The organism is Methylorubrum aminovorans (assembly GCF_022179725.1).
GTDB classification, from domain to species: Bacteria; Pseudomonadota; Alphaproteobacteria; order Rhizobiales; family Beijerinckiaceae; genus Methylobacterium; species Methylobacterium aminovorans.
Genome location: NZ_BPRC01000001.1, coordinates 401441 through 422462, shown reverse-complemented (window position 1 = coordinate 422462; position 21022 = coordinate 401441). Strand labels below are relative to the sequence as shown.

18 protein-coding genes are annotated in these 21022 nt (G+C 68.2%); 14 read left to right on the top strand and 4 right to left on the bottom strand.

Annotated elements, in window-relative coordinates:
• Positions 1–300: 300 nt before the first annotated feature.
• The 7 genes from flgB to MFF24_RS01725 all read left to right on the top strand — a co-directional run bounded on the left by flgB (position 301) and on the right by MFF24_RS01725 (position 6634).
• On the top strand, positions 301–717 hold the full coding sequence (gene flgB, locus MFF24_RS01755; protein ID WP_108940510.1) for a flagellar basal body rod protein FlgB: 417 nt from the start codon (positions 301–303) through the stop codon (positions 715–717).
• A gap of 21 nt (positions 718–738) precedes the next feature.
• Positions 739–1149, top strand: a complete 411-nt coding sequence (flgC, locus tag MFF24_RS01750) for a flagellar basal body rod protein FlgC (protein WP_133088620.1) — start codon at positions 739–741, stop codon at positions 1147–1149.
• Positions 1150–1154: 5 nt separating this feature from the next.
• Positions 1155–1478 (top strand): flagellar hook-basal body complex protein FliE, encoded by a 324-nt coding sequence (fliE, locus tag MFF24_RS01745; RefSeq protein WP_238221920.1) that lies wholly within the window; start codon positions 1155–1157, stop codon positions 1476–1478.
• A 65-nt stretch (positions 1479–1543) separates the two neighbouring features.
• Entirely contained in the window at positions 1544–1810 is a 267-nt protein-coding gene (gene fliQ / locus MFF24_RS01740; protein WP_108940508.1) for a flagellar biosynthesis protein FliQ, read from the top strand.
• Positions 1811–1855: 45 nt separating this feature from the next.
• Positions 1856–2632 carry a flagellar biosynthetic protein FliR gene (fliR, locus tag MFF24_RS01735; RefSeq protein ID WP_238221915.1) on the top strand — a complete coding sequence of 259 codons (777 nt, stop codon included), beginning with the start codon at positions 1856–1858 and terminating at the stop codon, positions 2630–2632.
• Positions 2633–2671: 39 nt separating this feature from the next.
• Positions 2672–3739 (top strand): flagellar biosynthesis protein FlhB, encoded by a 1068-nt coding sequence (gene flhB / locus MFF24_RS01730; RefSeq protein WP_166059534.1) that lies wholly within the window; start codon positions 2672–2674, stop codon positions 3737–3739.
• Positions 3740–3898: 159 nt separating this feature from the next.
• Positions 3899–6634: an ATP-binding protein gene (locus MFF24_RS01725; RefSeq protein ID WP_238221913.1), complete on the top strand. Its 2736-nt coding sequence runs from the start codon at positions 3899–3901 to the stop codon at positions 6632–6634.
• A 105-nt stretch (positions 6635–6739) separates the two neighbouring features.
• On the opposite strand, the gene MFF24_RS01720 is transcribed toward MFF24_RS01725, so the two are convergent.
• Entirely contained in the window at positions 6740–6967 is a 228-nt protein-coding gene (locus MFF24_RS01720; RefSeq protein ID WP_238221911.1) for a hypothetical protein, read from the bottom strand.
• 552 nt (positions 6968–7519) lie between these two features.
• Between MFF24_RS01720 and recA the strand changes: the two genes are divergently transcribed.
• The 3 genes from recA (at position 7520) to MFF24_RS01705 (ending at position 12725) form a co-directional block, all read left to right on the top strand.
• Positions 7520–8599, top strand: coding sequence for a recombinase RecA (gene recA / locus MFF24_RS01715; RefSeq protein ID WP_373322650.1), 1080 nt, complete (start codon positions 7520–7522; stop codon positions 8597–8599).
• Positions 8600–8800: 201 nt separating this feature from the next.
• The gene (alaS, locus tag MFF24_RS01710) at positions 8801–11476 is read left to right on the top strand and encodes an alanine--tRNA ligase (protein ID WP_238221908.1); all 2676 of its coding nucleotides are present in this window, start codon (positions 8801–8803) and stop codon (positions 11474–11476) included.
• A gap of 184 nt (positions 11477–11660) precedes the next feature.
• A complete protein-coding gene (locus tag MFF24_RS01705) occupies positions 11661–12725 on the top strand; it encodes a zinc-binding metallopeptidase family protein (RefSeq protein WP_166059528.1) in 1065 nt (354 codons plus the stop codon).
• A 142-nt stretch (positions 12726–12867) separates the two neighbouring features.
• Here MFF24_RS01705 and MFF24_RS01700 read toward each other — a convergent pair whose 3' ends face one another.
• Positions 12868–13476, bottom strand: a complete 609-nt coding sequence (locus tag MFF24_RS01700) for a YqgE/AlgH family protein (RefSeq protein WP_108940500.1) — start codon at positions 13474–13476, stop codon at positions 12868–12870.
• Positions 13477–13600: 124 nt separating this feature from the next.
• Here MFF24_RS01700 and MFF24_RS01695 point away from each other — a divergent pair, with 124 nt between their 5' ends.
• Positions 13601–14083 carry a peroxiredoxin gene (locus MFF24_RS01695; RefSeq protein WP_238221906.1) on the top strand — a complete coding sequence of 161 codons (483 nt, stop codon included), beginning with the start codon at positions 13601–13603 and terminating at the stop codon, positions 14081–14083.
• A 50-nt stretch (positions 14084–14133) separates the two neighbouring features.
• Here MFF24_RS01695 and thrB read toward each other — a convergent pair whose 3' ends face one another.
• A complete protein-coding gene (gene thrB, locus MFF24_RS01690; protein WP_238221904.1) occupies positions 14134–15099 on the bottom strand; it encodes a homoserine kinase in 966 nt (321 codons plus the stop codon).
• A 96-nt stretch (positions 15100–15195) separates the two neighbouring features.
• A complete protein-coding gene (gene ispH / locus MFF24_RS01685) occupies positions 15196–16218 on the bottom strand; it encodes a 4-hydroxy-3-methylbut-2-enyl diphosphate reductase (RefSeq protein ID WP_108940497.1) in 1023 nt (340 codons plus the stop codon).
• Between the two features lie 331 nt (positions 16219–16549).
• Between ispH and MFF24_RS01680 the strand changes: the two genes are divergently transcribed.
• The 3 genes from MFF24_RS01680 (at position 16550) to MFF24_RS01670 (ending at position 20934) form a co-directional block, all read left to right on the top strand.
• The gene (locus MFF24_RS01680) at positions 16550–18448 is read left to right on the top strand and encodes a monovalent cation:proton antiporter-2 (CPA2) family protein (RefSeq protein ID WP_238221902.1); all 1899 of its coding nucleotides are present in this window, start codon (positions 16550–16552) and stop codon (positions 18446–18448) included.
• Positions 18441–19880 carry an MATE family efflux transporter gene (locus tag MFF24_RS01675; RefSeq protein WP_238221900.1) on the top strand — a complete coding sequence of 480 codons (1440 nt, stop codon included), beginning with the start codon at positions 18441–18443 and terminating at the stop codon, positions 19878–19880. Before MFF24_RS01680 ends, MFF24_RS01675 begins: the two co-directional genes overlap by 8 nt.
• Before the next feature lie 265 nt (positions 19881–20145).
• Positions 20146–20934, top strand: a complete 789-nt coding sequence (locus MFF24_RS01670; protein ID WP_238221898.1) for a DUF937 domain-containing protein — start codon at positions 20146–20148, stop codon at positions 20932–20934.
• Positions 20935–21022 lie beyond the last annotated feature (88 nt).

Below are 21022 nucleotides of genomic sequence, written 5' to 3'. Positions count from 1 at the left end.
TCGGCGCGCGGCGACCAGCGGGGACTGGAGCCGGCGGGCGACGCGAACTCGGCCCCACGCAATACAGAGCGCGATTATCGCTGCCGGCTCGCTGCCCGGCAACAAAGGCTGACACTTCGTTAACAACTCGGTGGGGTCGAAACCGAGCTTTCTGCACCTGAGCCGCGCCGTGCGGCACTGGGCACTCGGCAGGATTTGCCGAGTTAACGGCTCCTTAACCATGTCGGCGGCAGTTTCTGCCGGGTCCGGATTTGCGGCTCCATCGAATCTCATCGCCCGCCGCGCCGGCTCCGAGGCATCATGTCGCTCACCGACCTGCCCCTGCTCGGCATGCTCCGCACCCGGATGCACTGGCATCAGGCGCGCCAAGGCCTGCTCGCCGAGAACGTCGCCAATGCCGACATGGCCGGCTTTCGCCCGCGCGACCTGGCCGAGCCGTCGGCCGGCTCCGCCGCTCTTGCCGCCCCGCTCGGAGCCTCCGTCGGCGGCGATGGCCTCGCCCGCACCGATTCCGGACATATCGGCCTGTCGGCGAGCGCCGGGCCGAACGCCGACCCGCGCCGCTTCAAAGGCTTCGAGGTCCGCCCCTCCGGCAACGGGGTGAATCTCGAGGAGGAGATGATGAAGGCCGGTGACAACCAAGCCGACTATCAGCTCGTCGCCACGCTCTACCAGAAGAGCCTCGACGCCCTGAAGATCGCTGTCGGCAAGCGCTGAAGCGGGTAAGCGGAGACCATCATGGATTTCCTCAAGAGCCTCGGCATCGCCGCCTCCGGCCTGAAGGCGCAGTCGGGGCGGATGCGCATCATCGCCGAAAACATCGCCAACGCGGATTCGACCGCTCAGACCGCCGGCGGCGACCCATACCGGCGCAAGATCCCGACCTTCGCGAGCCGTTTCGACCGCGAACTGAACGCCAGCGTCATCGAAGCCGGCCGCGTGCGGCGCGATCCCACGCCGTTCCGCACCAAGCATGATCCCGGCAACCCGGCCGCGGATGCCCGCGGTGAGGTTCGCCTGCCCAACGTCAACGGGCTCATCGAGAACATGGACATGCGCGAGGCCCAGCGCTCCTACGAGGCCAACCTCAACATGGTGACCGCCACGCGGCGGATGATCTCCCGCACCCTCGAGATCCTGAAGGCGTAGCCCCGATGACGACCTCCGCCTTCGCCGCCGGCGCCTACGGCGCCGCCCAGAGCCTCGCCCGCCCCGGCGCCCCGAAGCCCGCTCAGGGCATGGCCCAGGGGCTGACCGCACCGGGCGGCTTCACCGGCTTCCTGCAGCAGAGCCTCGACAGCGTCGCCCAATCCGGTGCGCAGGCCGACCGCGCCGCCCTCTCGGCTGCGACGGGCAAGGCCAACGTGGTGGATGTCGTCACTGCCGTGGCCGAGAGCGAGACCGCCCTCCAGACCCTGGTCGCGGTGCGCGATCGCGTGATCTCGGCCTACGAAGAGATCATGCGCATGCCGATCTAGTTTTTGACCCCTCTCTCCGCGAGCGGGGAGAAGGAATGCCGCCCACAGCCAAAGCCGAAAGCCCCATGACCGGCCTCGCCATTCTCGACATCGCCCGTGACGGCATCTTCGTCTTCCTGAAGGTGGCCGGCCCGCTAATGATCGTCGCCCTCGTCGTCGGCCTGGTCGTGTCGCTGTTCCAGGCGCTGACGCAGATCCAAGAGCAAACCCTGATCTACGTCCCGAAGATCGTCGCGGTGTTCGGGGTGATGCTCCTGATGCTGCCGTTCATCGGCGACGCCATGGCCGCCTACATGGCCCGGATCGCCGCCCGGATCGTCGCAGGCGGATAATGCAGAGGCAGCGCGGCCCCGGCCGAGCGTGTAGGAGGGGCGGGCATGACCACGCCGCTCGACCTGCTGCTGCCCGGCCTCGCGGCGGCCTTCCTCATCACCTTCGCCCGGGTCGGCACGCTGATCATGCTGATGCCGGGTCTGGGCGAGCAGCTGATCGCCGGCCGCATCCGCCTCGCGCTGGCGCTCCTCGTGACGCTGGTGCTGTTCCCTACCGTGCGGCCAATGCTGCCGACGGGCAACGCGGCGCTGGCGGCGCCGGCCCTGATCGGGCTTCTGTTCGGCGAGATCCTGATCGGGCTGATGCTGGGCCTGTGCGTGCGCATGATCGTTGCCGCACTCCAGACCGCCGGCACGGTGATTTCGCAGCAACTCGGCCTGTCCTACGCCATGACCGTCGACCCGACGATGGGCGGGCAGCAGGCCGCGCTCGGCAACTTCCTGGCCCTGCTCGGCGTCACCCTGATCATGGCGACCGATCTGCACCACATCGCCCTCGAAGCGATCGGGCGGAGCTACGTCCTGCTGCCGCCGAGCGGCGTCCCGGCCATGGGAGATGCCGCCAAGCTGGCCCTCGACGCCTTCAGCCGCGGCTTCGCCCTGGCGGTGCGGATCTCCGGGCCCTTCATCGTCTTCGGCATCCTGTTCAATCTCGGGCTCGGCGTGCTCTCCCGGCTGATGCCGCAATTGCAGGTCTTCTTCCTCGCCGTGCCCGCCTCGGTGCTGATCGGCATGATGCTGCTCGTCGGGGCGCTGGGCCTCGTCATGGGACTGTTCCTGGACGATCTCGGCCGCTATCTCGGTGCGTTCCTCGGGCGCTGACCGTCCGCGCGCCGATCCGGAACGGGGGAGCCTGAGCCGGTGTCCGACGAGACCGACGACGAGGACAAGACCGAAGACCCGACGCCACGACGCATCGAGCAGGCGATCGAGCGCGGCGACGTTCCGAACTCCCCCGAGATCAACACCTTCTTCATCCTGGCGGCCTTCACCCTCGCCCTGATGCTCTCGGCCCGTCCCGTGGCCGAGGGGCTGACCCGCGACATGCGCGGCTTCCTCGAACATGCCGGAAGTTTCTCCTCGGACGGGGGCACCTATCTCGGCGTCGCCTTCCGCGCGGGTTGGGTCTGCGCCAAGGCACTCGCGGTGCCGCTCGGCATCGCCATGCTCGCGGCCCTCGCCGCCGGCCTGATCCAGCACCGGCCGATCTTCACCGCCGAGAGCCTGATGCCGAAATTCTCGCGCATCTCGCCGATGGCCGGGGCCAAGCGCCTGCTCGGCACCGATGCCTGGGTCAATTTCGGCAAGGGTCTTGCCAAGATCATCGTGGTCGGTGCGGTCGCCGGGGCGATCCTGTGGAACGAGCACGACCGGGCGGAATCCTTCGCCCAGCTCGATCCGGGTGCGGCGCTCCAGGGTACCCTCACCCTGGCCCTCAAGATGATGGGCGGCACGCTCGCCATCTACGCCGCCATCGCCCTCGGCGACGCGCTGTACCAGCGCCACCGCTGGCACACGCGCCTGCGCATGACCAAGGAAGAGATGAAGCAGGAGCACAAGGAGAGCGAGGGCAGCCCCGAGGTGAAGGCTCGGGTGCGTCAGTTGCGCCAAGCGCGGGTGAAGAAGCGGATGATGGCCGCCGTGCCCACCGCGACCGTGGTGGTGACGAACCCGACCCACTTCGCCGTGGCCCTGCGCTACGAGACCGGCATGGCCGCGCCCATTTGCGTCGCCAAGGGTGTCGACTCGCTGGCCTTGCGCATCCGCGCGGTCGCCGCCGATCACGACGTTCCGGTGATGGAGAACCCGCCGCTCGCTCGCGCCCTGCATGCCACGGTCGAGATCGATCAGGAGATTCCCGCCGAGCACTATCGCGCAGTTGCGGAAGTGATCGGTTTCGTGCTTCGCCTGCGCCGTCGGGCCGCCTGAGGCGGATTTCTGTCCCGCATGGGACGGCGAAGTCGTTCAGGCGCCACGGTTTATGCACCATTGTCCGGCAATGCTCCGGCACAAGGCGCGGCAGTTGACGACCCACAGGGCTCGAAGCGGCGAGTGCGGCGGCCATGTGCGAGGGATGGGTAGGGCCTGATGGCTGAGGTCAGCGGACCAGCGGTGCCGGCGTCCGGTTCGATCGATCGTTCGGAACGGCCCGGCCGGGTCGGCCTGCTGCTGATGCTGGCGGGGCTGCTCGTCGGCGCGGCGGTCGGCCTGTCCTTCGTCGCCAACGAGCAGGCGCAGCCGCTCATCCTCGCCCTGCTGGCGCTGCTCGCCATGGCGGGCGTGTTCTTCCTGTTCGCCCTGGCCATCGGCGCGCTGCAGCTCGCCGGCCCGGCCGCCCGCGACGACATCACCCGCGCCATCGTCGACGCCGCGCCCGAGGGCAAGCTCGTCGTCGAGGATAACGGGCGGATGATCTATGCCAACGAGGCCTATATGCGCCTTGCTGGCGGCGACAGCTTTTCGAACCTCCGCTCGATCGAGCGCATCTTCGTCGGGGCGCCGGAGGTCTCGGAGGCCGTCTATCGCCTCGCCCAGGCCTCCCGCGACGACCGCGCCTACGCCGAAGAGATCCGGATGTCGCCCCCGCCGGGTGGCGCGCCGGACCGCGACTTCGCCTGGTATCGCATCGCGGTGCGGCCGATCCCGCGCCATCGCGGCTCCGCGGCGCTTTGGACCGTCAGCGACATCACCCACGAGCGCGAGCGCCAGGAGAACGTCTTCCAGGAACTCCAGCACGCGATCGATTATCTCGACCACGCGCCGGCCGGCTTCCTCTCGATCGATGCCGCCGGCTCGATCGTCTACATGAACGCGACACTCGCCTCCTGGCTCGGCTACGACCTCGCCACGGTGGGTTCCGGCGGGCTGAAGCTCCTGGAGATCGCGCCCGGCGCCGACATGCTCACCGCCGCCCCCGGATTGCCCGGCGAGGTGCGCACCGACCGCTACGACATCGACCTGCGCCGTCGCAACGGCCAGCCGCTGCCGACCCGGCTCTACCACCGGGTCGCCTACGGGCAGGACGGGGCGCCCGGCCCCTCGCGCACCTTCGTGCTCAACCGCTCCGCCGGCTCGGATGCCGACGAGCCGCAGCGCGCGGCAGAGGTGCGGCTGGCCCGGTTCCTTAACAACAGCCCGATCGCCATCGCTACCCTCGACCGCGACGGCCGCGTGATCCGGGCCAACACCTCGTTCGTGCGCCTGTTCGCCGGCATGCCGCGCCAGCCGGCGGCGGAAGCCGGCCGAGACGCGCCGGACCCGATGATGCGCGACGCGGTGCTGGAACGCGACCGCGGCGCCATCGAGGGCGCGCTAGCCCGCGCCGCCAACGGCTTCGGCGGCCTTGATCCGATCGAGGTCGGACTGTCCGGTCCCGGCGAGCGCTCGGCCCGCGTCTGGATGAGCCCGGCCGATGCCGACGGGACGCAAAGCCAGGACGCCGAGGGCAAGGCCGCCAGCGATGGCGACCGCGAGCGGGTGATCCTCTACGCCCTCGACACCACCGCCCAGCGCCAACTGGAGCAGCAGGTCGCCCAGACCCAGAAGATGGACACGGTGGGCCAGCTTGCCGGCGGCATCGCCCACGACTTCAACAACGTGCTCCAGGCGATCATCGGCTACTCGGACCTGCTGCTCGCGAGCCACAGACCGACGGACCACGCCTTCCAGGACATCATGCAGATCAAGCAGAACGCGAACCGGGCCGCGTCCCTGGTGCGCCAACTGCTGGCCTTCTCCCGCCGCCAGACCCTGCGGCCGGAGGTGATGGATGTCGGCGAGGCGCTCTCCGACCTGACGCTGCTGCTCAAACGGCTGCTCGGCGAGCGCGTGCAGCTCGATTTCCGCCACGGGCGCGAGATCTGGCCGATCAAGGCCGACGTGAATCAGTTCGAGCAGGTGATCGTGAACCTCGCGGTCAACGCCCGCGACGCGATGCCGGGCGGCGGCAGCCTGACGATCCGCACCGCCAACTGCCCGGTCGACGGCGAGCGCCCGGTCGGGATTCCCGCGGGCGATCACGTCATGATCGAGGTGACCGATACCGGCGAGGGCATTCCGCCCGAAGTGCGCCAGAAGATCTTCGAGCCATTCTTCACGACCAAGGAGATCGGCAAGGGCACCGGGCTCGGGCTCTCGACGGTGTTCGGCATCGTCAACCAGTCGGGCGGCGCCATCGACGTGCAATCGCAGGTCGGCGAAGGCACCACCTTCCGCATCTATCTTCCGCGCCACGAGCCCGGCATCGAAGCACTTCCGGAGCCGCTGCCGCCGCCCCGCGCGATCTCCGAGCGGGACACGACCGCGCCGGCCAAGCCCGACCAATCCGATGGGGCGGAGCGGAAGCCCGAATCGATCGAGACGACCGACGCGAAGCGGACCGAGCCGGACACGGACGCCGCGCCTCCCGTCGTGCGGGCGCCGGAGCCAGCGTCGAAGCCGGCGACCGACCATACCGGTCAGGGCACGGTCTTGCTCGTCGAGGACGAGGATCCGGTGCGCGCGGTCAATTCCCGCGCCCTGTCGGCGCGCGGCTACACCGTGCTCGAAGCCGCCTCGGGGATCGAGGCCCTGCGCCTGATCGAGGAGCACGCCGACGGCATCGATGTGGTGGTGTCGGACGTCGTCATGCCGGAGATGGACGGTCCGACCTTGCTGCGTGAGCTGCGCAAGCACCATCCCGATCTCAAGGTGATCTTCGTCTCCGGCTATGCGGAGGACGCGTTCCGCAAGAATCTGCCCGAGGGCGAGACCTTCAACTTCCTGCCAAAGCCCTTCAGCCTGAAACAGCTCGTCGAGATGGTGAAACGCACGATGGCGAGTTGACCTCGACCGGAGAAAGAGTGGGCGCTTCACGGAGCGAAGCGCCTGCACGTCGCTCCGCGCGGCCGGTGTTGACGCGGCCGTAGGCCGCTCAATCGACAGAGGGTCTCAGGACACTCGGTTGTCGGGCTTGTCCCCGTCCGTACCGGCCAGAGGAGCCGCGTCCACTTCCTCGGCCTTTAAGCTGCGCCGCAACTCGAACAGGCTCATCTGTATCAGCGTGCGTTGTCTGAACGTGGCAATCGGCCCGAGCTGCTCCTCGGCCTGACGCAGAAGCTGCTCGATTTCGCGAAGCTCGTTGCGGTCTATCGGCATGAAGATGACCCTGTCATGCATCCAACCGAGATGTCGCGGATGCCATACTTATCTCATTCGATGGTGGATCAGAAACCAGGAGACCTGAAACTACGACGGCCCTTCAATGAAGCTTAATTGGACACAACTATATGGAGTCCAGAACCCATTCCTTTTTTATATGCCTGAATGGTCATATTTATCCTCACCATCGTTGATCGACCATTTTTTACCAGACCAGTGAGCAATATCCAGTCCATCAAATATCAGATAAAACCCCAATAAACACACCAATCATTACTCGATGAACGCTTTCGATTCCGGAGACGATCGAGCGCCTACCCTGAGAGCGGGCACAACATAATCGCCAGACTCCGCTTCTTCAATTCTATGTTCTATTCCCCACCAACGCGAACGCAGCGTCGGACCCGGGAGCGACGTGGCACGACGCTGCGATCTCAGCCGGGGAACCGCCAGATCAGGGCTTGCATGATGAGAACAAAACAAGTACGAAATCCATCAGCTCCGGCGGATTGAGCGCCGCGCCCCTCCCATGCATAAGGAAGCCTCGCGATGGCCCAGCCTGCGCTGAAGATGGTGGATTCCTCGACAATGGCAGCAGCCGACAAGGACAAGTCCAAGGCGATCGAGGCTGCGCTGACGCAGATCGAGCGGGCCTTCGGCAAAGGCTCGATCATGCGCCTCGGCAAGACCGACAAGGTGCAGGAGGTCGAGACCATCTCGACAGGCTCGCTCGGCCTCGACATCGCGCTCGGCGTCGGCGGCCTGCCGCGCGGCCGGGTGATCGAGATCTACGGCCCCGAATCGTCGGGCAAGACGACGCTGGCGCTGCACACCATCGCCGAGGCCCAGAAGAAGGGCGGCGTCTGCGCCTTCGTCGATGCGGAGCATGCGCTCGATCCGGTCTACGCACGGAAGCTCGGCGTCAACCTCGACGACCTGCTGATCTCGCAGCCCGATACCGGTGAGCAGGCGCTCGAAATCACCGACACGCTGGTGCGCTCCGGCGCCATCGACGTACTGGTGGTCGATTCGGTCGCCGCGCTGACGCCTCGGGCCGAGATCGAGGGCGAGATGGGCGAGAGTCAGCCGGGCCTCCAGGCCCGCCTGATGAGCCAGGCCCTGCGCAAGCTCACCGGCTCGATCTCGCGCTCGAACTGCATGGTGATCTTCATCAACCAGATCCGCATGAAGATCGGTGTGATGTACGGAAGCCCCGAGACCACCACCGGCGGCAACGCGCTGAAGTTCTACGCTTCGGTACGCCTCGACATCCGCCGCGTCTCGACCCTGAAGGACCGCGACGAAGCCATCGGCAACTCGGTGCGCGTCAAGGTCGTGAAGAACAAGGTCGCGCCGCCCTTCAAGCAGGTCGAGTTCGACATCATGTTCGGTGAGGGCGTGTCGAAGGTCGGCGAGCTGATCGATCTCGGCGTTAAGGCCGGCATCGTCGAGAAATCGGGCGCGTGGTTCTCCTACGACAGCCAGCGCCTCGGCCAGGGCCGCGAGAATTCCAAGGGTTTTCTGCGCGACAATCCGGATATCGCGAACAAGATCGAGGCCTCGATCCGCCAGAATTCGGGGCTGGTCGCCGACCGCATCCTTGAGAACGCCAAGCCGACCGCCGAGGATCTGGACGAGGGCGAGGCATAATCCGCCCCGCTCCACCGGCGCCGATCGAGACCGGCCCGTCGCGCGAGCGGCGGGCCTTTTTCGTGCATGGCGCGCGCTCCGCCATCCGCCACGGACGTGCCGACGTGACTTGCACAGCTTCGGCCCGTATGAGGGCCGAACAATGCTGCCGCGCTGCCCGTCAGCCGGCTCCCGACGCGACTTGAGTTCCGAGCCTATCCGATGAGCGGCGTCAACGAGATCCGATCGACCTTCCTGGATTACTTCCGGGATGCCGGGCACGCGGTGGTGCCCTCGTCCTCGCTGGTGCCGAAGAACGATCCGACGTTGATGTTCACGAACGCCGGCATGGTGCAGTTCAAGAACGTCTTCACCGGCGTCGAGAAGCGGCCCTACGTCAAGGCGACCTCGTCTCAGAAATGCGTCCGCGCCGGCGGCAAGCACAACGACCTCGACAATGTCGGCTACACCGCCCGGCATCACACTTTCTTCGAGATGCTCGGCAACTTCTCCTTCGGCGACTACTTCAAGGCCGATGCGATCGAGCTGGCCTGGAGGCTGATCACCAAGGAGTTCGGCCTCACGCCCGAGCGCCTGCTGGTGACGGTCTACGCGGACGATGACGAGGCCGCGGGCCTGTGGCGGAAGATCGCCGGCTTCTCGGACGAGAAGATCATCCGGATCGGCACCTCCGACAATTTCTGGCAGATGGGCGATACCGGCCCCTGCGGGCCGTGCTCGGAGATCTTCATCGACCAGGGCCCGGCTTTGGCCGGCGGACCACCCGGCTCGCCGGACGAGGACGGCGACCGCTTCCTCGAATTCTGGAACCTCGTCTTCATGCAGTACGAGCAGGTCGAGCCGGGGTTGCGCAATCCCCTGCCCCGGCCCTCGATCGATACCGGCATGGGCCTCGAGCGGATGGCCGCGATCCTCCAGGGCGTCCATTCGAACTACGACACTGACCTGTTCCGCGCCCTGATCGACGCCGTGGCCCACGCTGTCTCCCGCGCGCCTGAACCTGAGACGCGCGCCTCCTACCGCGTCATCGCCGATCACCTGCGCTCGACCTCGTTCCTGATCGCCGACGGCGTGCTGCCCTCGAATGAGGGCCGCGGCTACGTGCTGCGCCGGATTATGCGCCGCGCCATGCGTCACCTCGAACTGCTCGGCGCCCGCGATCCGGTGATGTACCGCCTCGTGCCGACGCTGGTGCGCGAGATGGGTCAGGCCTTCCCCGAACTCGCTCGCAGCGAGGCGCTGATCTCCGAGACCCTGCGCCTGGAAGAGGGCCGCTTCCGCAAGACCCTGGAGCGCGGCCTTGCGATCCTCGACGCGGAGACACGCGACCTGGGTGCGGGCCAGAACCTCTCGGGCGAGACCGCCTTTACCCTCTACGATACCTACGGCTTCCCCCTCGACCTGACCCAGGACGCGCTGAAGGCCCGCGGTATCGGCGTCGACACGCAGGCCTTCGACGCGGCGATGCAGCGCCAGAAGCAGGCGGCGCGGGCCGCTTGGCAGGGCTCGGGTGAGGCCGCGACCGAGACCGTCTGGTTCGGCATCAAGGAGCGCACCGGCGCGACCGAGTTCCTGGGCTACGAAACCGAGACCGCCGAGGCCGTCGTCAGCGCACTGCTGCGCGAGGGCGGCGAGGTCGAGACGATCAAGGCCGGCGAGGCCGGCATCGTCGTCGTCAACCAGACGCCGTTCTACGGCGAGTCCGGCGGTCAGGTCGGCGATACCGGCACGATCTCCGGGCCCGGTCTCACGGCGCGCGTGACCGGTACGGAAAAGAAGCTCGGCGACCTGTTCGTGCATCACGTCACGGTCGAGGAGGGCACGCTTTCCGTCGGCGCGGCCGTGGAGATGAAGGTCGATCACGCCCGCCGCGCCGCAATTCGCGCCAACCACTCGGCCACCCACCTGCTGCACGAGGCGCTGCGTCAGGTGCTCGGCGACCACGTCGCCCAGAAGGGATCGCTCGTCGCCCCCGAGCGCCTGCGCTTCGACATCAGCCACCCGAAGCCGATCGACGAGGCAGAGCTGAATCGCGTCGAGGAGATCGCCAACGCCGTGCTGCTCCAGAACGCACCGGTGGTGACCAAGCTGATGGCGGTGGACGAGGCGATCGAATCGGGCGCCCGCGCGCTGTTCGGTGAGAAGTACGGCGACGAGGTCCGCGTCGTCTCGATGGGCCGGCCCGTCGATGACGAGGGCCGCGAGGTCGAGGGCCGGCTGCCGAACTTCTCGATCGAGCTGTGCGGCGGTACCCACGTGTCGCAACTCGGCGAGATCGGCCAGATCACCGTGCTCGGCGAGAGCGCGGTCGGTGCCGGCGTGCGCCGGATCGAGGCGATGACCGGCACGGCCGCGCGCCGCCACCGCGCCGGCGAGAGCCGCACGCTGAGCCAGCTCGCCGGCCTTCTCAAGGCGCCGGTAAGCGACGTGCCGGACCGGCTCTCCGCCCTGATCGAGGAGCGCCGTCGGCTGGAGAAGGAGCTGACCGACGCGCGCAAGAAGATCGCCATGGGCGGCACAGCGGGCGGCGGCGACGAGGCCCGCGAGGTCAACGGCGTGAAGCTGATGGCCCGCGTCGTCGAGGGCGTCGAGATGCGCGACCTCAAGGGTCTGGCCGACGAGGGCAAGAGCCGCCTCGGTTCCGGCATCGTCGCTATCGTCGGCGTCTCGGCTGACGGCAAGGCCGGGCTCGTCGTCGGAGTCACCGAGGATCTCACCGACCGCTACGACGCGGTCGGCCTCGTGCGCGCGGGCGCCGGACATCTCGGCGGCAAGGGCGGCGGCGGACGCCGGGACATGGCCCAGGCCGGCGGCCCGAACGGTGCCGGTGCGGAGGCGGCCCTCGCGGCCATCAGCGAGGCGCTCGCCGCCTCCTGACCCCGTCGGCGCGCGGGCGGGAGACAGCCGAACAAAATCAGCATCGATCACGGAACGGTGAGCGGACTCGCGGCTTGGTTGGCCGCGAACCCCCGCTGCCTCCGAGCCTTGTGCCCGGCGCACCCCGTCCCCGGATCCGGCCCACGCTGGATCGGGAGCGGAGCGTCAACGTTCCCGTGAGCCGATGAAACTCTTTCGCTGCCAGTCCTGCGACAACGTCCTGTATTTCGAGAATCGCTCCTGCGAGCGCTGCGGCCACCGACTGGCCTACCTGCCGCAGCTCGACCGCATCTCGGCGCTTGAGCCCGCTGGCGACAACAACGCCTGGACGCCGCTCGCAGCACCCGACCTTCCGAGCTTCCTCTGCACCAACGCCGCGCACGACACCTGCAACTGGATGGTGCCGCCTGGCACGACCGACGCCTTCTGCCTCGCTTGCCGCCACAACGGCATCGTGCCGGACGTCAGCGACCCGGTGAACCTGGAGCGCTGGCGAGAGATGGAGCACGCCAAGCACCGGCTGTTCTACACCCTGCTGCGCTGGAACCTGCCGCTGAAGACCCGCGCCGAAGACCCCGAGCACGGCCTGATCTTCAATTTTCTGGCCGATCCGCCGGATGCCAGCGGCCCGAAGGTCATGACCGGCCACGAGAACGGCATCATCACCATCGCCCTTGTGGAGGCCGACCCGGCCGAGCGCGAGAAGCGACGGACCGCCATGGGCGAGCCCTACCGGACGCTACTCGGCCATTTTCGCCACGAGGTCGGCCACCATTACTGGGACATTCTCGTGCGCGACGCCGGCAAGCTGGAGCCGTGCCGGGCGGTGTTCGGCGATGATTCGCAGGATTACGGCGCTGCGCTCCAGCGCCACTACGATCAGGGTCCGCCCGCGAATTGGCAGGAAACCTTCGTCTCGGCCTACGCCACGACCCATCCCTGGGAGGACTTCGCGGAGACCTGGGCGCATTACCTGCACATCGTCGATACCCTGGAAATGGCGGGCGCCTTCGGCATGCAGGTGAAGCCGAAGGCCGACGTCGAGGGCGAACTCGCCGCGCGGGTCGATTTCGATCCCTACCGCGCCGATACGATCGAGCAGATCATCGATGCGTGGCTGCCCTTCGTCTTCGCCATGAACAGCGTCAGCCGGGCCATGGGCGAGGGCGACCTCTACCCCTTCGTGCTCGGTCCGGCCGTGGTGAGGAAGCTCGGTTTCATCCACGACCTCGTGCACGGGCGGGTGTGAGGCCGTTTCCGGCTGAGCGCTTCGGTCCCGCCTCCCGATCGGCACGAGCGTCAGCGACATGATCCAGGGCGCGCCATCGCGCGGGAAAGGTCTCGCTCTGGATTGCCACGGCTTCGCCTCGCAATGACGGCGAACCCGCGCCTCAGGCCCGCCCGGCCTCGGCCGAGAGCATGGCGGGATCGATCCCGATCGCCTTGAGAACCTGATCGTACTTGGTGCCGAGCCCCGGATCGAAGATCAGCTCGGGATCGGCCGGGCAGTTGAGCCAGCCGTTCGCGAGAATCTCGTTTTCGAGCTGGCCCGCCTGCCAGCCGGCATAGCCCAGCGCCAGCACCGCGTTCGAGGGGCCGCGCCCGTCGGCAATGGCGCGCAGGATCTCCACCGTCGCCGTCAGGCAGACACCCTCGTCGATCTGCAGGGTCGATTGGTCGATGTGAAAGTCGGCGGTGTGCAGCACGAAGCCGCGCTTGGCATCGACCGGACCGCCCATCAGCACCGGCATATGACCGACTCGCTCGCGCAGGCGGATCGCATCCGCCTCGCTGGCGATGTCGAGCTGGATCAGCAGATCCGGCATGTTCAGATCCGCGACCGGCTTGTTGACGATGATGCCCATCGCCCCATCCGCCGAGTGGGCGCAGAGATAGATCACCGAGCGCGCGAAACGCTCGTCGCCGATCCCCGGCATGGCCACGAGGAACTGGCCGTCGAGATAGGCCGGGTCTTTGAGCGCGGGGTCGGGTCTCTGCATCGGGCTATGCTAATGCGGCGGCCGCCATTGATCCATAAGCCAAACGCGTGGGCGGGATGTCGGTGCCTCGACAGGTGCCTGCTGCGCGTCTAACGGTTCGTGACTTTTGCCGAGGAGTGTTCGGATGACGATTCAGGTTGGCGATCACCTGCCCCAGGTCACCTTCCGGGTGAGCGGGCCGGAGGGTCCGCAGGCCAAGACGACCGACGACGTGTTCAAGGGGCGCCGCATCGTGCTGGTCGGCGTGCCGGGTGCCTTCACACCGGCCTGCCACCGCAACCACCTGCCGGGCTTCGTCGCCAAGCGCGAAGAGATCCTGGCCCGCGGCGTCGATGCGATCGCCGTGACATCGGTCAATGACATCTTCGTGCTCAACGCGTGGCAGCAGCAGAGCGGCGCCGAGGGCATCGAGTTCCTGGCCGACGGCAATGCCGAGTTCGCCAAGGCGATCGGCCTGGAGATGGACGGTTCGGGCTTCGGCCTCGGCCCGCGCTCGCAGCGCTACGCGATGCTGGTCGATGACGGCGTCGTGCGGATCCTCAACGTCGAGGACACGCCGTCCAAGGCCGAGGTGTCGGGCGCCGAAGCGCTGCTGAAGGTGCTCTGAGCGAGAAACGTAAGCCCTCTCCCCTCTGCGGGAGAGGGCTCTGCGTCGGCCTACCCTTCCCAGCCGTAATCCCGCGCATCGGTCGCGGTGCGGTGGAAGGTCAGCCGTCGGTCGTATTCCAGCGGGTCCTTGGGCTGCACCAGGGCGCCGGGCGGGACGTTGAGCCAGTCCACGAGGCGGGTCAGCATGAACCGCATAGCCGCGCCGCGGGCCAGGATCGGTAGCGCCGCGATCTCCGCAGGCTCCAGCGCACGCACCGCATCGTAGCCCGCGATCAGCGCCCCGGCCTTCTCGCGATGGAAGGTGCCGTCGGCGTCGAAGCACCAGGCGTTGAGGCTGATCGCCAGATCGTAGGCGAAGGCGTCGGTGCAGGCGAAATAGAAGTCGATCAGGCCCGACACCGCGTCGCCGATGAAGAAGACGTTGTCGGTGAAGAGGTCGGCGTGGATGACGCCGCCCGGCAGATTCTGCGGCCAGGAAGCCTCCAGAATATCGAGGTCGGCGCGGGTGCGGGCGGCGAGCCCCGGCGCCACTGTATCGGCCTGCGCCTCGGCCTGCGCGAAGAGCGGGCGCCACGCCCCCACCGACAGGTTGTTCTCGCGCACCATCGGGAAATTGCGGCCCGCGGCGTGGAGCCCGGCCAGAGCGGAACCGAGCGCCCGGCAATGCTCCGCATTCGGGCGGCTCAAGGAGACGCCGTCGAGGAAGGTGACGATGGCCGCTGGCCGACCGCAGAGGCGCCCGAGCGCGGTGCCGGCGCGGTTGCGCACCGGCTGCGGGCAAGCGAGGCCGGCGCGGGCCAGATGGCCCATCAGGTTGATGAAGAACGGCAGGTCCGCCTCGCTCACCCGCTTCTCGTAGAGGGTGAGGATGTAGTTGCCCGTGCTCGTGTGCAGGAAGAAGTTCGAGTTCTCAACGCCTTCGGCGATGCCCTTGCAGGAGAGCAATTCGCCGATGTCGTACTCTGTGAGGAAGGCGCGCAGCGCCTCGTCGGATACGTCGGTGTAGACCGCCACGGGGAGTGCTGCCGGGTTCGCGCAAGAGAAAGGGGCGCCATGGGCGCCCCTGGAGGTCGTTCGGCCGGCTCTCGAGGTGCCAGCGAGAGCGCCGCCCTACTCGGCGGCCTCGCTGCGCAGCTCGCGCGGCAGCGGGAAGGACATATCCTCAACGGTCACCGAGACCTGATCCACCGTCACGTCGAAGCGCGCGGCAAAGGCATCGATGATCTCCTCCACCAGAACCTCCGGTGCCGAGGCGCCGGCGGTGAGGCCGAGGCGGCGGATGTCCTTGAAGGCATCCCAATCGATCTCTTCCGCCCGCAGGACGAGCCGGGTGATCGGGCAGCCGGCCCGCTCGGCGACCTCGCGCAGGCGCTGCGAATTCGAGGAATTGGAGGAACCGACCACAATCAGCGCATCGACCCGCGGCGCCACTTCCTTGACCGCTTCCTGGCGGTTGGTGGTGGCGTAGCAGATGTCGTCCTTGTGGGGACCGTGGATCGCCGGGAACTTGGCCTTGAGCGCCTCGACGATGTGCTTGGTGTCGTCGATCGACAGGGTCGTCTGGGTCACCCAGGCCAGAGCCTGCTCGGCCGGCGGGTTCAGCGCATCGATCTGCTCGATGTCCTCGACCAGGGTGATCGAGCCCTTGGGCAATTGGCCCATGGTACCGACGACCTCGGGATGGCCGGAATGGCCGACGAGCAGGACGTGGCGCCCGCGCTTGTGGTGGATCTCGGCCTCGCGGTGGACCTTGGTCACCAGCGGACAGGTGGCGTCGATGGTGGTGAGGCCGCGCGCGTCGGCGTTCTGCGGCACCGTCTTGGCGACGCCGTGGGCGGAGAAGATGACGGGCGCGCCGCTATCGGGCACCTCGTCCAGTTCGCGCACGAACACGGCGCCCTTCCGCTTCAGCGTCTCGACCACGTATTTGTTGTGGACGATCTCGTGGCGGACGTAGACCGGCGCTCCGTAGATCGCCAGCGCCCGCTCGACCACGTCGATGGCGCGCACCACGCCGGCGCAGAAGCCGCGGGGGGCGCACAGCAGGATCTCGAGAGGCGGCTTGTCGCCTGTCACGGCCGGCTGCGGGACCCTGTTCGGGTCGGCGGTGAGATTGATGGTGTCAGCGCTCATGATCCGGCGGATGTGGAGAGGGGTGGCCGGGTCTGTCAACAGCGGCCAGCCCGAAAGCCGCGACAGGTTGGAGCCTGTCCGTCGCCTTTACATAGCACAGGTGCCACGATCCGTGACCCCCACCCGCCACCCAGGGGGCCTGCATCCGCGCTCCTGTGGCAACCATGCCCGTGGAAGCCGCCGACATGCGGGCCGCTTTCGGCTCGTTCGCAGGCCGTTCGCGCTGGCAGGGCATGTGACGAACGACACGCAAATGACTCTCGCGATGGCGGGGCGAGCGGGCTAAGGGGAAGCCCTTCCCCTTCCGGATCAAGCGAGGCAACGGGCTTTCATGGCGAGCGCCACGGACCATGCCAGCTTTCTGCCGCCGGTGCTGACCTTCCTGTCGGCGGCGGTGATCGGCGTTCCGCTCGTGCGCCTGCTCGGCCAGAGCGCGGTGATCGGCTACCTCGTCGCGGGCGTGGTGATCGGCCCGGCGGGCTTCTCGCTGATCGCCGAGCCCGAGACGGCGGCGAGCGTCGCCGAGATCGGCGTCGTGCTGCTGCTGTTCATCGTCGGGCTCGAACTCGAGATCTCGCGGCTCGTCTCGATGCGGCGCGACATCTTCGGGCTCGGCGCCGCCCAATTGGCGCTGTGCTCGCTGGTCATCGCGGGAGCAGCCCTCGCCTACGGCCTGACGCCGGCGGCCGCGGGTGTCGTCGGCATCGCCATCGCGCTCTCAGCGACGGCGGTGGCACTCCAACTGCTCGAAGAGCGCGGCGATCTCGGCTCACCCTATGGCGGGCGCTCCTTCGCGGTGCTCCTGTTCCAGGACATCTCGGTGGTGGCGATCCTGGCGCTGCTGCCGCTGCTGGCCTCGGCCGGCGCCACGCCGAAGGACGGCTGGGTCGACGAGGGCCTGCGCTCCACCGGACACGCGGCGGTGGCGGTCGCGGGCGTGGTGCTCGTCGGGCGCTACGGCCTCAATCCGTTCTTCCGTCTTCTCGCGGCTGCGGGTGGACGCGAGGTCATGACGGCGGCCGCCCTCCTCGTCGTGCTCGGCACGGCGCTGGTGATGGAGAAGGCGGGCCTCTCCATGGCGATGGGCGCCTTCCTCGCCGGCGTCATGCTCGCCGAATCGAACTTCCGCCATCAGCTCGAAGCTGACATCGAGCCGTTCCGCGGCATGCTGCTCGGCCTGTTCTTCATGAGCGTCGGCATGTCGATCGACGGCGGCCTGCTCACGAACCACTGGCTGGCGCTGCTCGCCGCGACCATGGCGGCGATCGCGGTAAAGATTGCGCTAGTCGCCGCGCTGTTCCGCCTGTTCGGCTCGCCCTGGCTCGACGCCCTTCGCGGCGCGGCGGTGCTGGCGCCGGCCGGTGAGTTCGCCTTCGTGATCCTGCCCGCGGCGGGCGACCTGCACATCCTCGCCTCGGACGTGACCCGCTTCTGCGTCGCGCTCGCCGCCCTCACCATGCTGGTCGGTCCCATCGCCGCGAAGGGGCTCGACGCGCTCATCGCCCGCCGCCCCAAGGAGGCCGAACCGCCCTCCGATGTCGGCGAGGCCCAGGAATCCGGCGATACCCGCGTGCTGGTGGTGGGCTTCGGCCGCTTCGGGCAGATTCTGGCGCAGGTGCTTCTGGCGGAGGGCATCAATATCACCGTCATCGACAAGGACGTCGAGCAGATCCGCAACGCGACGAGCTTCGGCTTCCGCATCTATTACGGCGACGGGACCCGCCTCGACGTGCTGCGCGCCTCCGGCCTCGCCAAGGCGGAGCTGATCTGCATCTGCATCGACGACGCCCCGGCGGCGCTGAAGATCGTCGACATGGTCCACGAGGAATTCCCGAACGTGCGCACCTATGTGCGCGCCTACGACCGGACGCACGCCATCGAGTTGATGAACCGCGACGTCGATTTCCAGCTTCGTGAGACCGTCGAGTCCGCCCTCGGCTTCGGCCGCGCCACCCTGGAGAGCCTGGGGCTGTCGGCGGAAGCCGCCGCGCGCCGCGTCGAGGACGTGCGCAAGCGCGACGTCGCCCGCCTCGTGCTGCAGCAGGCCGGTGCAATGCCGGACGGGTCGGGCTGGCTGCGCGGCACGCCGGAATTGCGGCCCGAGCCTCTCACCGCGCCGAAGAGCCCCTCGCGGGCGCTCAGCGCCGAGACCCGCGGCCTGATCGAGCCGCAACCGCACGAATCCGCTGCCCGCGCGCTCGAACCCGAGGATGCCGAGCCGAATGCCTGACAGGGGCGAAGGGCCGGGACGCGACGAGGGCGGGGCGCGCTTCGTCTCGGGCTCGATCCTGCGCCATGTCGTGGTGATGAGCGCGACCGGCTCGGTCGGCCTGATGGCGATCTTCGCCGTCGACCTCCTGTCGCTGTTCTACGTCTCGAAGCTCGGCGATCCGGCGCTGACGGCCGCGGTCGGATTTGCCTCGATCGTCCAGTTCTTCGCCATCGCCATCAATATCGGTGTGATGATCGCTGCCGGCGCGCTGGTCTCGCGGGCGATCGGCGCGCATGACCCGGCCGGCGCGCGGCGCATCGCGACCTCGGTCACGGTCCACGGCGTGATCGCGTCGGGCGTGCTCGCCGCCTTCCTGCTCGCGGTGCTCGACCCGCTGCTCTCGGCCATCGGAGCGGAGGGCCACACCCACGACGTCGCCCGGCGCTATCTCTGGATCAGCCTGCCGTCGAACCTCCTGCTCGGGCCGGGCATGCTGTTCACCGGGCTCCTGCGCGCGGTCGGCGCGGCCCGGGAGGCGATGTTCGTGACGCTGGGCGGCGCGATCGTCACTGTCTTCGTCGATCCACTCCTGATCTTCGGCTTCGGTCTCGGGGTGGACGGCGCCGCGCTCGCCGTCTGCGTGGCCCGTCTCGTCTTCATCGCCATCGGCTGGGCCGGCGTCCGGCGCTACCGACTGCTCGAAGCCCCACGTCCCGATGCGATCCTCGGGGATCTGCCGCTGGTGACCCGCATCGCCCTTCCGGCGGTGCTCACGAACCTTGCTCCCTCCGTCGCCAGCGCCTTCGTCACGCACGCTCTCTCCGGCTTCGGACCGCCGGCGATTGCCGGCAACGTGGTGATCGAGCGCCTCGCGCCCGTCGCCTTCTGCGGATTGTTCGCGATGTCCGGCTCGATCGGTCCGATCCTGGGCCAGAACTGGGGCGCCGGCCGCTTCGACCGGATGCGGGGCGTCCTCCAGGTCGGTGCGGGAGTAACGGCGCTCTACGTCGTCTTCGTCTGGCTGCTTCTGGCTCTGGCGCGGGCCCCGCTGGCCGGCGCCTTCGAACTCACCGGCGTTGCGGCCGAGCTGTTCGGCTTCTTCTGCCTCGTGAGCGGACCGGTCTGGTTCTTCAACGGGCTGCTGTTCCTGGCCAACGCCTCGTTCAACAATCTCGGCTTCCCCTTCCTCTCGACCCTGTTGAACTGGGGCCGTGCGACCCTGGGCACGGTCCCGCCCGCCCTCGTGGGAGCGGCGTGGTACGGACCGGAGGGCGTGATCGCCGGGACCGGCATCGGCTCGATCGCCTTCGGGGTGGCGGGTCTCGCCCTCGCCTTTCGCACCGTGGGCCGGCTCGAGCGCGGCACGCGCATCGAGGCGGCCCCTGCCCTCGATGCGCCCACGGCGGACGAGGCAGTCCAGGCCGCGCCCTCCAGCGGGATGTCCCTGTGACGATGCCGGCGCCGGATTGCCGCTATCCCTAGGGAAATCGACGCGGAATCTGGCTTAGCGCTGGTCAGCCCCGTCCGGTTGCGACACACTCTCGGCCGAGGCCGTTCCGGCGCGCCTCCGGGCGTGAGTGTCGACGGCCATCGCCGGCGCGCGGCCGGAACGAAGATGGGCTTCGCGTCACGCGCTCGTTGTCACCGCGCGTTTCCGACCGGACCCAGGAGCGTTCGGCATCCGGACCGTTGCTGCTCCCGCGAGGCGCCCGGCCATGTACACGATGTTCGACATCCTTCAGAGCCAGGGCGACGCGAGCGTGAAGGCCTTCGGGCAGCAATTCGGCCTCACGCCGGAGCAGACCCGCCGCGCCATGGAGGCTTTGCTGCCGGCCTTGACCATGGGAATGCAGCGCAACGCCGGGACCGATCCCATGGGGTTCGGGCGCTTGTTCGGGCTCGCTCAGCCGGGAATGGCGCAGCCGCAGCCCGGCGCCGACATGCTGGCGGGGCTGTTCGGCTCGCCCATGATCGCGCAGGCGGTGATCCAGCAGGCCTCGACGGCGAGCGGCGTCGGCGCCCAGGCTCTTCGGCAGATGCTGCCGATCATGGCCGGCATGATCGTGGCCGGCATCGTCCACCTGCTTCTCAACGCGCCCGCCCCGGCTCCGGCCGCAGAGCCCCCGCCCTCCCCCTATCCGGTCGGCACGCTCTGGACGGATTGGCTCAACGGACTGACCGCCGCCGCGCAGGCTAATCCCTCGGCAAAGCCGTCGGCGCCGCGGCCCGAATTGCGCTCGACCGGTCGGAAAGCGGAGGCCGCGCCCCTGCCGGACGCGACGAAGGCCTCGATGGACGTGCTCCAGCAGATGCTCCAGACCGGAGCGGAGGTTCAGGAGCAGAACGTCAAGGCGATGAAGGAGGCGTTCGACGCCTTCTGGAGTCAGTCCAAGCCGGAGCCCGAACCGACTGGCCCCAGAGCGGCCCCCTCGTCACCGCCGGCATCTCCTTCCCGCGCCGGAGAGGGAAGCCCACCGAGACGCAAGCCTGTCGCCAAGAGCTAGCGCACTGTCCGACGTATCCGGAGAGCGCAGCGCTCTGGATCGCGTCGGCTCCGGCTCGCGATGACGATTGACGGCAAAACCCGAAGCG

What these genes read in the sequence shown, in the direction of transcription:
- alaS (WP_238221908.1), top strand. Translation starts at nt 8,801, where the DNA reads ATGAGCGGCGTCAACGAGATCCGATCGACCTTCCTGGATTACTTCCGG.
- ispH (WP_108940497.1), bottom strand. Translation starts at nt 16,218, where the DNA reads ATGAGCGCTGACACCATCAATCTCACCGCCGACCCGAACAGGGTCCCG.
- MFF24_RS01725 (WP_238221913.1), top strand. Translation starts at nt 3,899, where the DNA reads ATGGCTGAGGTCAGCGGACCAGCGGTGCCGGCGTCCGGTTCGATCGAT.
- fliQ (WP_108940508.1), top strand. Translation starts at nt 1,544, where the DNA reads ATGACCGGCCTCGCCATTCTCGACATCGCCCGTGACGGCATCTTCGTC.
- MFF24_RS01720 (WP_238221911.1), bottom strand. Translation starts at nt 6,967, where the DNA reads ATGCATGACAGGGTCATCTTCATGCCGATAGACCGCAACGAGCTTCGC.
- MFF24_RS01695 (WP_238221906.1), top strand. Translation starts at nt 13,601, where the DNA reads ATGACGATTCAGGTTGGCGATCACCTGCCCCAGGTCACCTTCCGGGTG.
- flgC (WP_133088620.1), top strand. Translation starts at nt 739, where the DNA reads ATGGATTTCCTCAAGAGCCTCGGCATCGCCGCCTCCGGCCTGAAGGCG.
- MFF24_RS01700 (WP_108940500.1), bottom strand. Translation starts at nt 13,476, where the DNA reads ATGCAGAGACCCGACCCCGCGCTCAAAGACCCGGCCTATCTCGACGGC.
- fliR (WP_238221915.1), top strand. Translation starts at nt 1,856, where the DNA reads ATGACCACGCCGCTCGACCTGCTGCTGCCCGGCCTCGCGGCGGCCTTC.
- MFF24_RS01675 (WP_238221900.1), top strand. Translation starts at nt 18,441, where the DNA reads ATGCCTGACAGGGGCGAAGGGCCGGGACGCGACGAGGGCGGGGCGCGC.
- MFF24_RS01705 (WP_166059528.1), top strand. Translation starts at nt 11,661, where the DNA reads ATGAAACTCTTTCGCTGCCAGTCCTGCGACAACGTCCTGTATTTCGAG.
- fliE (WP_238221920.1), top strand. Translation starts at nt 1,155, where the DNA reads ATGACGACCTCCGCCTTCGCCGCCGGCGCCTACGGCGCCGCCCAGAGC.
- MFF24_RS01680 (WP_238221902.1), top strand. Translation starts at nt 16,550, where the DNA reads ATGGCGAGCGCCACGGACCATGCCAGCTTTCTGCCGCCGGTGCTGACC.
- flgB (WP_108940510.1), top strand. Translation starts at nt 301, where the DNA reads ATGTCGCTCACCGACCTGCCCCTGCTCGGCATGCTCCGCACCCGGATG.
- recA (WP_373322650.1), top strand. Translation starts at nt 7,520, where the DNA reads ATGGTGGATTCCTCGACAATGGCAGCAGCCGACAAGGACAAGTCCAAG.
- MFF24_RS01670 (WP_238221898.1), top strand. Translation starts at nt 20,146, where the DNA reads ATGTACACGATGTTCGACATCCTTCAGAGCCAGGGCGACGCGAGCGTG.